Genomic DNA, 14,664 nt, shown 5'->3' on the forward strand with positions numbered 1-14,664 from the left:
TTTTGTCTTTTTAGTGATTCGGCCTCAGATGCCTGTATAGCCTGGCATTTAGTGGAAAAAGACATGTAAGCGGCAAAAAGGACGACTAGTCCCTTTTACCATCGATGAAAAGGACGTAAATATGGAGTTTGAAGAATCTAAAGACTGGTTAACGGCTAAAGATGCAGCCGGTCTACCTGATATGCCTACAACCCCGAGAAGGGCAAGAGACATACTGGACAGAGCCAGCTATGACCGACCTGATTTGCGGAGAAAAAGGAAAGGGACGAAAGCGACGGAATATCATATATCTGTCCTGCCACCAGCAGCAAAGTTGGCGTACAAGAGTGAGGGAAGTAAACAGTCAGTAAATGATGTGCCATCACCTAACTACACTGTAGAAAAAGCAGAACCTGATTCGTATGACAACTTCTTAGATGAATTTGCTCTTATACCAGGTTATCGCATCCAAGTATCGGCTGGATATGGTTCATTTAATGATGATGGCATTTCACCATGTAGACATCTAGCGTTTAGACGTAAGTGGTTGTCATATCGTGGTTTTCATGAAAAAGACCTTGTTGTTGTTTGGGCAAAAGGTGATTCCATGGAACCAACAATCAGCAACAACGACACTTTACTCATTAACACAGCAGATGCCAGGCCATCTGATGGAAACATGTATGTAATCAGACAAGATGACTTGTTGTGGGTGAAAAGGTTTCAGATTCAACCTAATGGCGCCTGGGTTCTTATTAGCGATAACACGACTTATCCACCAATGCCTATTTCAAAAAGTGAGCTTCATAACTTTGAAGTCATTGGCCGTGTTGTTCATATTGCAAAGGATGTTTAAGGTTTAAATGCACTTTAAACCTTGAAATCACCCAGCGGTACTTTCATTTTTTATGTGTCAGTAATCTCGTTTCAAGTTAGGTGATCTAAAAAAGCGTTCGGCATTGACCTCGCTCTGTGTACTTCATAGTAGATTACCTGAAGCCTTTCATATCAAGACTTATCCCACATACTCCCGGTTAAACCCGGATATTCCCGGTACTAGATACTATTCATTACTTATGTGTCACTTAACAACGGGATTGATGAGTCACTAAGATTTGATCTTATCCGGCCCGATGACCGCGGATAATGCCTTCCCGCAAACAGCCAGATTCAATTATTTTGAATAACTACAACAAGGTTTTTACATAGCCACCAGGTGGGAATGACTGAGATAATAGCGCTAACAGAGTAAGACAAGACATATAAAGACGTACCTGCACGGAACCCCCTGTTAAACAGGCTCAGGTTCCACCATCGCTATTTTCGTACAGAACGTTGTTGAGGCCGGTTCTTAATGAGCCGGCCTCAATTTATATGGGTTATATGGGGTGCCTGAAACCACTCCCGTGGGTTGTATTTCTCTGTGTTATTTACCCTTGTTTTTGCCTGAATATCAGGCTCAGCCACCGCCATACCTGCCACTATTTTGCCTGTAACCGGGTATCGTGGCCGGGCCACGCGCGGTGGCTTTTTTATGCTTATGCAGCGCTAAATTAACTGCCCCACCCGCTGTAAACCTTCTTCCAGCGTTGCGACTTCTGCTGCCGCCAGTAAACAACATGCTAACTGAATCTGGATAGATTCCGGAACAGGCTCTTCGCCGCGCAAACAGCGTGTTAACCACTCAACAGTCAGTTGCGGGTCTTTGCCTGAAGGGAAAACCGGTGCCGGGCTGACTTCTGCCTGACGGCTATAAACCACCTGCTCACCTGCGGCATTCACCCAGTTTATTTGCGGGCAACGTAATGGGTTGGCGTACACTTCCCCTTCAGTTCCGTGCATAACCAGTGCCTGACCACCCACAGTCTGGAAAAACTGGCTCACGCGGGATAAGTATTCCGGGTGCGAGACACTCGAAAGCCGTAATGCCGCATTTTCCGGAAAAGGCGTCAGCAATTTTGCCAGCGTGTGAGCGCTGTTACGCACCCCCATTCGCCAGCGCAGTGCCAGTTGAGTTGCCAGTGGCGGGCACAAAGCACTGACAGGTATATAAACAGGTTTATCACCTTCCAGCTCCGCCTGAGCCTTGCCACGAGAATGAACCGCCTCAATGCCCATCATGGAAAACAGCGTTTCCGTGATTACCCTGCCCGGGTCATCGCTCACACCATGGACCACAACCGGGAAACCCAGCCGGGAAAGTAACAAGGCGAGTAGTGGTGTCAGGTTCGGTAACTTACGTGCGCCGTTATAACTGGGAATAACGATGGGCACAGGCCTGCCTGCCGGGGCAGAAAGCTGCAGCGTATGCGTGCGCGTGGCCTGGTAAAAGCCCTGCATTTCGCTTTCGCCTTCCCCTTTGACACGCAAAGCAATTAATACCCCGCCCAGTTCCAGTTCAGGAACGTCTCCGCGTAACATGCTGGCATATAGTGCCTGAGCAGTTTCGCAGTCCAGATCCCGGGCATGATTTTTACCCCGGCCAATTTCTTTGATAACTTTACGGTAATCCATACTTTACTCTCTGCCTTGTTTTTCCCGAGCCTGGCGAGGTGAGCGCCTGCGTTTTTTTTCCGGTTTGCCCGGTTTTGCAGAACATGGGACTGCTGGTAGCTCAGGCTGGCTGATAGGAAATACAGGTAACGCATCCAGCAGCCTTTTACCATAGTTTTTTGTCAATAAGCGCCGGTCATAAATCACCACTTCCCCCCAACAACTGTGGCTACGTATCAGGCGGCCCACTTGCTGAATCAGTGTGAAAGAGGCTCCGGGCAGGCTTTGTACATCGAACGGGTAGCGTTTCAGGCTTTTCAGCCACTCCCCTTCGGTAATCACCACCGGGCTGTCTACCGGGGGAAATGCAATTTTATGGATATGGACCTGGCTTAACAGTTCACCTTTCAAATCCAGGCCTTCGGCAAAAGACTGCAACCCAACCAGCACACTGGTTTCCCCCTGGCTTACACGCTTACGGTGAAGCTCAACCAGCCGGTAACGGGGCTGGTCGCCCTGCACCAGTAACACCAGACGCAGATCCTGCACTTCTTCAAGAAAAATATTCATTGCACGGCCACTGGCAAATAACACCAGCATCCCTTTGTGCTTGCCTGCCTTGAGTTGCTCACGGAAAAACGCCGCCATCTCGGCAATATGCTGGCGCTCTGTTGCTGGCTGAGGGTCGGTTTGCATTTGGGGAATAACAATGCGCCCCTGGTCTACATGGTTAAAGGGGGAATCCAGAGTAACGAAGGTATCCCCCCGTTTTTCATGCAGCCCGGTGAGCTCCTGAATGCGGGTATAACTGTTCAGGGAACGTAATGTGGCTGAAGTCACTACAATATGGGGAATTTGCCGCCACAACAGGCGTTCCAACTGGTCGCTGACACGAATGCCAACACAGTGGAAGAACAGGTGAGCCTGGCCATCCTGAAAAGTACGGGTAAACCATTTTGATACCGGTGCTCCGGAGGCTTTTTCCATTGCCGCCAGCCGCCACAATTTACTCTGCGCCTCAAAGTGGCCAAAAGCCCGGTTAGTTTGCAGAATCAGGCGGTGCAACCGCACAATATCATGCTGCCCGGTGCGTTCACTTAAATCATTCAGGAATGATTCTGCAAGGCCACGCAGTGCATCGGTCAGTTTTGCCAGGCGCTCACAATGGGCCATGATATCTTCGGGCAAAACCCCCATGGGGAAACGGTAATCACCTTCTTCTGTGGCTGGCAGCGCTAAATCAAATTGTGCAACCAGGCCCGCAAGATGTTCAGTGATTTCTTCACAATGGTTTGCCAGGCGCTCGGGTGTTGCCAGCGGAGGAACCGTTTTAGGGCGGAACTGCTCCAGGCAGGTGCTGACCAGTTTGCAAAACAGATCCAGCTGCAGGCGGCTCCAGCCAGGCGTGATTTCCGCACTCATTTCCAGTGCATCACGGGCAACCTCTGGTATATGGTGGCCTTCATCCAGTACCAGTAGCAAATTATCTGGCTCCGGTAACACGGATTCACTCTCCATTGCCGCCAGCACCAGAGCATGGTTCGCCACCACCACTTCAGCTTCACGAATTTCACGGCGGGCCACAAAGAAAGGGCACTCACGGTACCAATGGCAGTTGCTGCCAAGGCAACTGGCGCGGTCTGTGCTCAGGCGCGCCCATAACCCGTCATCAATAACTTTATCTGTGTGGTCACGCAGACCATCCCAACTGTAGCTGTCGAGGTCTTTCTTTAATGCCGCACAGCGCTGTTGTTCTGCTTTATTTTTCGGCGTGAGGTCATCATCAAGAAACGCTAACAGATCCCCCTGGCTGCTGTTATCGCTGGCGAGGGCTTCCAGGTTACGTGGGCAAACATAGCGCCCACGGCCAAAAGCGGCTGTATAACGCAATTCAGGGATTATCTTGCTCAGAAGAGGGAGATCTTTACTGTAGATCTGATCCTGCAACGCGACGTTCGCAGTACTGACCACCAGCGTTTTTTTTTCATCCCGGGCAAGGGCAATCCCCGGAATCAGGTAGGAGAGCGTTTTACCTACGCCCGTTGGCGCTTCAATAACCAAATGCCGGCCGCTGTCACCCGCCAGGTTTTTTGCCACCTCGGCAATCATATGCCGCTGAGGAGGGCGAGGGATAAAATCAGGGATTTGTTGTTGCAGCGCTTTGTACCATGCGGCAATTTGCGCCTTTTGTGCCGCGGATAAGGCCATTGCAGTTCCTGTACTGTATAAACAACCACTATTGTGGCATTTTTTCGTGGCTGGCTGAACTGCTTTTTGGGGCAAATTGGTTTACTGGAAGAGAGCCGGCAATTCTGTGAACCAGAATTGCCGGGAACGGCTAACAGACCGGGGGTTAACCGCAGTGGCAGGCAGTTTTACCAGCCACGCAGGCCATTACTGGCCATTACTGCCATTCTCTTTTCGGGGAGCACGCGAGCGGCGGGGTTTTGCCGGGCGGTTTTCAGGTTTGCCGCTGGCATTTTCAGGCCGGGCACCACGGTTTTCTGGGCGCGGGGTGCGTTTCTTCGCCGGAGCCCCGGCTGAAGGGCGGCTACCACGGCCCTGGCCACCACCACGGCGGCCACGCGACTGGCGGTCTTCCACTGGTTCCGCTTTGATGGACGGGTCTGGCTCATAGCCGTCAATCGCCATGCGCGGTATTGGGCGTTTAAGTAAGCGCTCAATGTCTTTTAACAGTTTGTGCTCGTCTACACACACCAGTGACACCGCCTGCCCGGTTGCTGCCGCGCGCCCGGTACGGCCAATACGGTGAACATAGTCTTCCGGCACATTTGGCAACTCATAGTTAACCACATAAGGCAGTGATTCAATATCAATACCACGTGCAGCAATGTCTGTAGCCACCAGCGCACGAATCGCGCCGGATTTAAAATCGGCCAGCGCACGGGTACGGGCTCCCTGGCTTTTATTACCATGAATAGCCGCAGCGCTGATGCCGTCTTTGTTCAGTTGCTCCGCAAGGTGGTTGGCACCGTATTTTGTGCGGGTGAAGATCAGTACCTGCTGCCAGTTATCTTTACCAATCAGGTGAGACAACAATTCACGCTTACGCTTTTTATCAACCAGGTGCACATATTGTGTCACCTGTTCTGAAGGCGCATTACGGCGTGCAACTTCAATCACTTCCGGGTTTTTAAGTAACCCGGAAGCCAGGTGTTTAATGTCATCAGAGAAGGTTGCGGAAAACAGCAAGTTCTGGCGTTTTGCCGGTAATTTTGCCAGCACACGGCGAATATCATGGATAAAGCCCATATCCAGCATGCGGTCTGCTTCATCCAGCACCAGTACTTCTACTTTATCCAGGCTGACTGCATTTTGGTGCACCAGATCCAGCAAGCGGCCAGGAGTGGCGACCAGAATATCTACGCCACCACGCAGCTTCATCATTTGTGGGTTGATGCTGACACCGCCATACACCACCAGTGAACGCAGTTTCAGGTGGCTGCTGTAGGCACGCACATTTTCCCAAACCTGTGCAGCAAGCTCGCGGGTAGGCGTCAGAATCAGAGCACGAACAGGGCGTTTGCCACTGACCGCATGCGGAGACTGAGACAATTTCTGCAACAATGGCAAAGTAAACCCGGCGGTTTTCCCGGTCCCGGTCTGTGCGCTGGCCATTAAATCGCGCCCGGCAAGCACTGCCGGAATCGCCTGTTGTTGAATTGGGGTTGGCTCGCTATAACCCTGTTCAGCTACTGCCTGTAAAATTGCCGGATTTAACCCGAGTGATTCAAAAGACATAACAACTCCTCACTCACCCTGCCCGCAGTTTACGGCGTAGTTCCAGGGATCGTCGTTTTAGTGGCAAGGGAACCCCTTAACCAAACAACAGCGACACAACCACAGTGTCATGAAGCGGCGGAGTGTAACAGCTTTTCCGTCGCGCTGCATAAATTCCCGCGAACAGAAATTTCTGCAAAATAATACGCTGCCAGTAGCCATATACCAAAAGCTGGCATAAACTTAATCAAACGATTGATTAACTTTTACTTGCTCTGGTGATGAATACGATGAATACGCCCGTCACCTCTCGGGGTGAACTCGCTAAAAACCAATTAATTACTGCCGCTATAGCGCAGTTTGGTGAGTTTGGTTTGCATGCAACCACACGAGATATTGCAACACAGGCCGACCAAAATATAGCTGCCATTACTTACTATTTTGGTTCAAAAGAAGAACTGTATATGGCCTGCGCGCAATGGATAGCAGATTTTATCAGCCATAATTTCCAGCCACATGTTGCTTCCGCGGTACAGCTACTTTCCCGGGAACAACCAGACAAAACGGCAGTGCGCGAGTTAATTCACCTGGCCTGCGGCCATATGTGCAAATTGCTGACCTCAGATGAAACCCTCAACCTGAGTAAATTTATTTCCCGCGAACAGCTTTCCCCCACTTCCGCTTACACCCTGATTCATGACCAGGTGATCGCCCCCATGCATGATCACCTGTGCGCATTAATCGCCTGTTACTGTGGGCGGGATCCACTGGATACAGAAACCATTTTGCATACCCATGCCTTGTTAGGTGAGATCCTTGCGTTCCGCCTTGGGCGCGAAACCATTTTATTACGCATGGGCTGGACCCAATTCGATAATCAAAAAGTTGGGCTGATTAGCAACGTTATCGCATCGCATATTGATTTTATTTTATACGGACTGTCTCAACACTGAGGAACGCTGGCATGAAACACCGCAAGCCACTGATTGCAGCTGTGATTTTATTAGTTCTCATTGTAGCTGGTGCCGGTGTCTGGTGGTACCAGCAACACCAGGATGACACACTGACACTCTACGGCAATGTCGATATTCGAACAGTGAACATGAGCTTCCGGGTTGGAGGCCGCCTTGAAGAACTGAATGTGGACGAAGGCGATAAAATCACGGCAGGCGAAACACTCGGTATGCTGGATAAAAAGCCTTACACCATTGCGCTGGCACAGGCACAGGCTAATGAAGACGCCGCTCAGGCCAAATATGACCTGGTGATGGCCGGCTACCGTAGTGAAGAAATCGCCCAGGCCGCCGCCGCCGTGAAACAAGCCCAGGCAGCAGCCCAGTACGCCACTCGTTACTACCAGCGCCAGCAGGCGTTATGGCAACAACGGGTAAATTCCGCCGATGATTTAGCCAATGCCCGCTCGGCGAGTGTTCAGGCTCAGGCCAACCTGAAAGCCGCCAAAGATAAACTCAGCCAGTACAAAGCGGGTAACCGCCCGCAGGAAATTGCTGAAGCCAAAGCCAGCCTGGAGCAAGCCCAGGCAGCCCTTGCCCAGGCGCAACTGGATTTACACGATACCACCCTTACCGCTCCGTCAAGTGGCACGCTGCTGACACGCGCGGTAGAACCTGGCACGATGTTAAGTGCTGGCAGTACGGTGCTGACATTGTCATTAACCCGCCCGGTTTGGGTGCGCGCTTATGTAGACGAAAAAAATCTCGGCCAGGCAGTGCCCGGGCGTAATGTGCTGATTTATATCGATGGTCGCCCTGGGAATCCGTGGAAAGGTAAAATTGGTTTTGTTTCACCCACGGCCGAATTTACCCCGAAAACCGTCGAAACGCCGGACCTGCGAACTGACCTGGTTTACCGCCTGCGTATCATTGTCACCCACCCCGACGATACGCTACGCCAGGGCATGCCAGTAACCATTCGGTTTGAAGGAGAGCAGTAATGAGCCAGGCGGCGACAATCAGGCTGGAGAATGTCGTCAAACATTTTCGCGGGCTCGACCGCCCCGCCGTTGCCAGCCTGAATACGGAAATTACAGCGGGCGCTGTCACTGGCCTTGTTGGGCCCGATGGTGCCGGTAAAACAACATTAATGCGTATGCTGGCCGGGTTACTGACACCGAGCGAAGGCAAGATTGAAGTACTGGGCCTTGACCCCATTCGCGACGATACGCAACTGCACAGCATGCTGGGTTATATGCCACAGAAATTTGGCCTGTACGAAGATTTAACGGTGATGGAAAACCTGAACCTGTACGCCGATTTGCGCAGTGTCCGTGGCAAACTGCGCCAGCAAGTATTTAACCAGCTTCTGGAATTTACCGACCTGGGGCCGTTTACCAAACGCCTGGCCGGGAAATTGTCGGGCGGGATGAAGCAAAAGCTGGGGTTAGCCTGCACCCTGGTCGGCCAGCCCAGTGTGCTGTTACTGGATGAACCCGGAGTGGGTGTTGACCCTATCTCACGGCGGGAATTGTGGCGCATGGTGCATGAACTGGCCAGTGACGGCATGCTGATTTTATGGAGCACGTCCTACCTGGATGAAGCGGAACAGTGCCGGGAAGTGTTGTTGATGAATGAAGGCGAGCGCCTGTACCAGGGCGCACCAGACGCACTGACACAGCAAATTGCCGGGCGCACCTGGCTGGTTACCAGCCCGGAAGGGAAAAACCGCCCACTGCTTCAGCATGCTCTGCGCCAGCCCTGTGTGAGCGACGGAATGATTCAGGGCCACTCGGTTCGCCTGATTGTTAATTCCCCATCCGCTATTCCCGAGCTTGCAACCAGCCTGTCGTTACCCGAAAACTGTTTTCGGGAAACCCAGCCACGCTTTGAAGACGCCTTTATTGACTTGTTAGGCGGAACCAAAACCCGGGAATCCCCTCTTGGTGCCATTTTGCATCAGGTTGAGGGCAGCAAAGGGGAAACCGTGATTGAAGCCCGTAACCTGACCAAGAAATTTGGGGATTTTGCAGCAACTGACCATGTTGACTTCGCGGTCAGGCGTGGCGAAATCTTCGGCCTGTTGGGGCCAAATGGTGCCGGGAAATCCACAACATTTAAAATGATGTGTGGGTTGCTGGTACCCACCGATGGCCAGGCACTGGTGCTGAATATGGATTTAAAAACCAGTTCAGGGAAAGCCCGCCAGCACCTGGGTTATATGGCACAGAAATTCTCATTGTATGGCAACCTGACGGTTACCCAGAACCTGCGTTTTTTTGCCGGGATCTACGGTTTACGCGGCGCACGTCAGCAGGAAAAGATCCAGCGCATGACCGATGCCTTTAACTTACAGGCCGTAGCACACCAGGCAACTGATGCCCTGCCATTAGGGTTTAAACAACGCCTGGCACTGGCCTGCTCATTAATGCATGAGCCGGATATTCTGTTTCTTGATGAGCCGACATCGGGCGTTGACCCCCTCACCCGCCGCGAATTCTGGTTGCACATTAACAGTATGGTGGAGCGGGGTGTCACCGTGATGGTCACAACCCACTTTATGGATGAAGCCGAATATTGCGACCGTATTGGGCTGGTTTACCGCGGGAAGTTAATTGCCAGTGGTTCCCCGGACTCACTTAAAGCCAGCGCGGCCAACGACGAAATGGCCGACCCAACCATGGAGCAGGCATTTATTCAACTGATTCACCAGTGGGATAAGGAGCATGACAATGGCCGCCAATAGCATCCTTGCCTGGCATCGAGTCAGGGCGCTGTGCATTAAAGAAACCCGCCAGATTATTCGCGACCCGAGTAGCTGGCTGATTGCGGTGGTTATCCCGCTGATGCTGCTGTTTATCTTCGGCTATGGCATTAACCTGGATTCCAGCCGGTTGCATGTGGGTGTATTACTGGACCAGCAAAGTGAGGAAGCACTCTCTTTTGCTCACACGGTCAGTGCTTCGCCTTTCATTGCCCCGACAATCAGCGATAACCGCCAGTATTTGGTTGACCTGATGCAGGCCGGGAAAATACGCGGCATCATTACCATTCCGGTCAACTTTGCGGCGCAAATGGCCCGTCATGGAGATACGGCGCCCATTCAGGTGATAACCGATGGCAGCGAACCCAATACCGCCAACTTTGTGCAGGCCTATGCTCAGGGTGTCTGGCAAATCTGGCAGCAACAACGTGCTGAAGACCGTGGTGAAACCTTCGAACCTCTGATTGATGTGCAAACCCGTTACTGGTTCAACCCGGCCGCTATCAGCCGCCATTTTATTATTCCTGGCGCGATTACTATTATCATGACGGTTATTGGCGCAATTCTCACTTCACTGGTGATTGCCCGTGAATGGGAACGCGGCACTATGGAAGCGCTGTTGTCCACTGAAGTAACCCGGACTGAGTTACTACTGTGTAAACTGGTTCCCTATTACTTTCTCGGTATGCTGGCTATGTTGCTGTGTATGCTGGTGTCGGTGTTTATTCTGGGTGTTCCCTGGCGTGGCTCGCTGCTGATCTTATTTCTTATCACCAGCCTGTTTTTGCTCAGCACGCTGGGTATGGGCCTGCTGATTTCCACGCTGACACGTAACCAGTTTAATGCCGCGCAGGTTGCGCTGAACGCCGCTTTTTTGCCTTCCATTATGTTGTCCGGTTTTATATTCCAGATAGACAGCATGCCCGCCATTATCCGTATCGTGACCTACATTATTCCGGCCCGTTATTTTGTCAGTACACTGCAAACACTGTTTCTCGCGGGCAATATCACTTCGGTGCTGGTGGTCAATGTGCTGTTTTTAATTGCCTCTGCGGTACTGTTTATTGGGCTGACCATGTTGAAAACCAGCCGCCGTCTCGACAGGGAGTAACACGCTATGCTGCACCGCTTGTGGACGCTTATCCGTAAAGAGTTACAGTCGCTGTTAAGGGAGCCGCAAACCCGCGCAATCCTGATAATGCCGGTGATTCTTCAGGTGGTGCTGTTTCCGTTTGCCGCCACACTGGAAGTCACCAACGCAACCGTGGCTATTTATAATGAAGATAACGGCAAACACTCAGTTGAACTGACCCAGCGTATTGCGCAGGCAAAAGCGTTTTCCCATATTTTACAGCTCAACAGCCCCAGTCAGATTCGTGATGTTATTGATAACCAGCGAGCGCTGTTGGTAGTGCGTTTCCCGCCCACGTTTTCCCGCAACCTGGACCAGCTAACTCCCGCACAAGTGCAGTTACTGCTGGACGGGCGCAATTCAAACAGTGCACAAATTGCCGCCCGTTACGTGCAGCAGATAATCAATGATTACCAGCAATCGCTGCTGAACGGGCAGAAACAGAACAACAGTGAACTGGTGATACGCAACTGGTATAACCCGAATCTGGACTACAAGTGGTTTGTTGTTCCTTCGCTGATTGCCATGATTACCACCATAGGCGTGATGATTGTCACTTCATTGTCTGTTGCCCGGGAACGTGAGCAAGGCACACTGGACCAGTTACTGGTTTCTCCGCTCGCCACCTGGCAGATTTTTGTTGGCAAAGCAGTACCGGCCTTAATTGTCGCCTGTTTTCAGGCGTCGATTGTGTTGGGCGTGGGGATATGGGCTTACCAGATCCCCTTTGCCGGTTCTCTGCTGCTGTTTTATTTCACTATGCTGGTTTACGGGTTATCGCTGGTGGGGTTCGGCCTGCTGATTTCGTCGCTGTGTTCAACCCAGCAACAGGCGTTTATTGGCGTATTTGTGTTTATGATGCCAGCCATTTTGCTTTCCGGGTATGTTTCCCCGGTAGAGAATATGCCGGTGTGGTTACAGGACCTGACGTGGGTAAACCCGATTCGGCATTTCACCGATATCACCAAAGAGATTTACCTGAAGGATGCGAATTTCAGTATTGTGTGGCAAAGCTTATGGCCGCTATTAGTTATAACGGCCATAACAGGTTCAGCGGCGTACGCTATGTTTCGCAGAAAAATCGCCTGACCGGCGCCGTTTGCTGTCTTTTGCCAGTAACGACACAACTGCAGGCCCGGCGAGGATAACCACGCCGGCAAGCACCAGCACCAGATGGCTCTGAAAAACACGGGATAACAGCCACAGGCCAATTAACGCCGTACCAAAATACCATGTGGTGGTGAGCTCTTCGAGAAAATCACCCAACTCCCTGAGCCAGCCATCATGAAAACGCTGTAACGCCAGCATCATCACTAAAGTCAGTGTGTATAACAAACACAGACCAATACCGACCTGGACCAGAGACTTACTCATCCAGCCGGCAACCAGCACGGCTATAACCAGCAAATGCAGCATAATTTGCCAGCAACTCAGGCCTGTTGCGACACGAAGTCGTTGTTGCCATTTCATGTCTTATCTCCTGATGGATTTTTTGACTACTAATCAGAGTACCGCACTTTACGGAAAATTCCGTATCCCGCCAGTTTTTTGTGACAAACACTACACTTTATTTGCACACAGAAACAAAACAAGGAGGAAATCGGCACTATGCCTTCACAGTCAATTATCAAAATCTTAACAATAAACACACATAAAGGATTTACTGCTTTTAACCGCCGCTTTTCACTGCCCGCCCTGCGCGATGCTTTGCGTGCAACACTTGCCGACGTTGTTTGCCTGCAGGAAGTTAGTGGTGAACACCAGGCTTTGGCCCGGGCAACACCCGGCTGGCCAACAACCAGCCACTATGAATATCTGGCCGATACAGTGTGGCGCGATTATGCCTATGGGCGCAATGCGGTTTATCCGGAAGGTCACCACGGGAATGCGGTTTTATCGCGTTTCCCAATTGAACATAGCGAAAATATCGACGTATCCATAGAGGGCCATGAGCAGCGGGGCCTGCTTTATTGCCGCATCTCCGTACCCGGCAAACCAGCGTCGCTCCATATTATTTGTGTTCATCTGGGGCTGAAAGAGGCCCATCGCCGGGCACAACTGGAAAAGCTGTGGGCAGTGATTCGCCAACTGCCTGAGAATGCCCCACTGGTTGTGGCAGGCGATTTTAATGACTGGCGGCAACGGATCCACCCACGCCTGCATGAGCATGATGGCATGGAAGAAGTATTCAGCCGTGAGTTTGGCAAACCCGCCCGCACATTCCCGGTTTGGTACCCTTTTTTGCGCCTGGACAGAATTTATGTGCGCCATGTGCAACAGTGCAGACCTTTGCCCTTCTCATCTGGTCCGTGGCGTGGGTTATCGGATCATGCGCCATTAGCCGTGGAGATTAGTCTGTGAAAACGACATGGAGAAGCGGTAACCAGATTACGTTACTGGAAAATGGCGATGCCTATTATCCGGCGGTATTCAAAGCCATAAGCCAGGCAAAAAAACAGGTATTACTGGAAACATTTATCTGGTTTGACGATAACGCAGGCCAGGCGCTGCACCAGGTCTTGTTGGAAGCGGCGAAGCGTGGTGTGCAGGTGGAGGTATTAATGGATGGCTATGGTTCCCCCGACCTGAGCGAGACATTTATTAATACACTCACCCAGGCGGGCGTTGTAGTACGTTATTACGACCCGTCACCGCTGTTTCTTGGTATGCGAACGAATCTGTTCCGCCGGATGCACCGCAAAATAGTGGTGATTGATGGCGAACTGGCGTTTGTTGGCGGCATTAATTACTCAGCAGAGCACATCACCAGTTACGGGCCAGAGGCCAAACAGGATTATGCCGTTGCCATTCGTGGCCCGGTGGTCAGTGATATTCAGCAGTTTGTTATTGATAACCTGCCGGAAAGTACCCGAACACGCCGCTGGCGCTGGCGGCGGCATAAGGCACAGGACCAGAACCAGGCCGGAGAAGCACAGGCACTGTTTATCTGGCGGGATAACAACCACCACCCGGATGACATTGAGCGTTATTATTTGCGCATGCTGGCACGGGCTCGCCGTGAGGTGATTATCGCCAATGCCTATTTCTTCCCGGGATACCGGCTGTTACATGCCATGCGCAACGCAGCACGCCGTGGTGTCAGCGTTAAACTAATTTTGCAGGGCGAACCGGACATTCCGGTGGTAAAGACTGCAGCCCGCCTGCTCTACCCTTACCTGCTTAAAGCTGGTGTCCATATTTATGAATACCAGCAGCGCCCGTTACACGGAAAAGTCGCTGTGATGGACAGCCACTGGGCAACCGTTGGCTCCAGTAACCTCGACCCACTGAGTTTGTCGCTCAACCTTGAAGCCAACCTGGTGATTCATGACCGTGAATTCAACCAGACATTGCGCGACAACCTGATGAAGCTGATAAGCCACAGCACAGAGCAGACACAAGCCGACCGCGTGTTGCTGCCAGGCCCGCGCTGGTGGGGGCTTACCTGTAGTGTTCTCGCCTTCCACTTTGTGCGGCATTTCCCGGCCATGGTGGGCTGGTTGCCTGCCCATACGCCACGTATTACCCGCGTCCCGCCGCCAGTTCAGCCTGAGCTTGAGCAGCAGGACCAACATGCCACCACGGACTCAGGAGGACAATAA

At 51.8% G+C, this 14,664-nt stretch carries 12 protein-coding genes; 8 read left to right on the forward strand and 4 right to left on the reverse strand.

Features of this window, described 5'->3' with window-relative positions; translation table 11 throughout:
- Positions 1-121 precede the first annotated feature (121 nt).
- Positions 122-835 carry a S24 family peptidase gene (locus DT73_RS12245; protein WP_084172279.1) on the forward strand — a complete coding sequence of 238 codons (714 nt, stop codon included), beginning with the start codon at positions 122-124 and terminating at the stop codon, positions 833-835.
- Positions 836-1,527: 692 nt separating this feature from the next.
- On the opposite strand, the gene ybiB is transcribed toward DT73_RS12245, so the two are convergent.
- From ybiB to rhlE, 3 genes are all read right to left on the reverse strand, one after another.
- On the reverse strand, positions 1,528-2,493 hold the full coding sequence (ybiB, locus tag DT73_RS12250) for a DNA-binding protein YbiB (RefSeq protein WP_036109015.1): 966 nt from the start codon (positions 2,491-2,493) through the stop codon (positions 1,528-1,530).
- Between the two features lie 3 nt (positions 2,494-2,496).
- Positions 2,497-4,680, reverse strand: a complete 2,184-nt coding sequence (gene dinG / locus DT73_RS12255) for an ATP-dependent DNA helicase DinG (protein ID WP_051691361.1) — start codon at positions 4,678-4,680, stop codon at positions 2,497-2,499.
- A gap of 186 nt (positions 4,681-4,866) precedes the next feature.
- Complete coding sequence (gene rhlE / locus DT73_RS12260; protein ID WP_036109016.1) at positions 4,867-6,234, reverse strand: ATP-dependent RNA helicase RhlE; 1,368 nt, start codon at positions 6,232-6,234, stop codon at positions 4,867-4,869.
- A gap of 260 nt (positions 6,235-6,494) precedes the next feature.
- On the opposite strand from rhlE, the gene cecR reads away from it, so the two are divergent.
- From cecR to DT73_RS12285, 5 genes are read left to right on the forward strand one after another with little or no spacing between them, the layout of a single operon-like run.
- Positions 6,495-7,166, forward strand: coding sequence for a transcriptional regulator CecR (cecR, locus tag DT73_RS12265; RefSeq protein WP_036109020.1), 672 nt, complete (start codon positions 6,495-6,497; stop codon positions 7,164-7,166).
- An 11-nt stretch (positions 7,167-7,177) separates the two neighbouring features.
- On the forward strand, positions 7,178-8,167 hold the full coding sequence (gene hlyD / locus DT73_RS12270) for a secretion protein HlyD (RefSeq protein WP_036109023.1): 990 nt from the start codon (positions 7,178-7,180) through the stop codon (positions 8,165-8,167).
- Positions 8,167-9,912 (forward strand): ATP-binding cassette domain-containing protein, encoded by a 1,746-nt coding sequence (locus tag DT73_RS12275; protein WP_036109025.1) that lies wholly within the window; start codon positions 8,167-8,169, stop codon positions 9,910-9,912. The genes hlyD and DT73_RS12275 overlap by 1 nt, the downstream gene beginning before the upstream one ends.
- Positions 9,899-11,041 carry an ABC transporter permease gene (locus DT73_RS12280; protein ID WP_235234500.1) on the forward strand — a complete coding sequence of 381 codons (1,143 nt, stop codon included), beginning with the start codon at positions 9,899-9,901 and terminating at the stop codon, positions 11,039-11,041. Before DT73_RS12275 ends, DT73_RS12280 begins: the two co-directional genes overlap by 14 nt.
- Positions 11,042-11,047: 6 nt before the next feature.
- On the forward strand, positions 11,048-12,151 hold the full coding sequence (locus DT73_RS12285) for an ABC transporter permease (RefSeq protein ID WP_036109031.1): 1,104 nt from the start codon (positions 11,048-11,050) through the stop codon (positions 12,149-12,151).
- Here the strand turns inward: DT73_RS12285 and DT73_RS12290 are convergent.
- Positions 12,113-12,532, reverse strand: coding sequence for a YbhQ family protein (locus DT73_RS12290; RefSeq protein ID WP_036109034.1), 420 nt, complete (start codon positions 12,530-12,532; stop codon positions 12,113-12,115). The genes DT73_RS12285 and DT73_RS12290 overlap by 39 nt on opposite strands.
- A gap of 138 nt (positions 12,533-12,670) precedes the next feature.
- On the opposite strand from DT73_RS12290, the gene DT73_RS12295 reads away from it, so the two are divergent.
- The gene (locus tag DT73_RS12295) at positions 12,671-13,423 is read left to right on the forward strand and encodes an endonuclease/exonuclease/phosphatase family protein (protein WP_036109038.1); all 753 of its coding nucleotides are present in this window, start codon (positions 12,671-12,673) and stop codon (positions 13,421-13,423) included.
- Entirely contained in the window at positions 13,420-14,664 is a 1,245-nt protein-coding gene (gene clsB / locus DT73_RS12300) for a cardiolipin synthase ClsB (protein ID WP_036109040.1), read from the forward strand. Before DT73_RS12295 ends, clsB begins: the two co-directional genes overlap by 4 nt.

It is taken from the genome of Mangrovibacter sp. MFB070 (assembly GCF_000705335.1).
Classification (GTDB): domain Bacteria; phylum Pseudomonadota; class Gammaproteobacteria; order Enterobacterales; family Enterobacteriaceae; genus Mangrovibacter; species Mangrovibacter plantisponsor.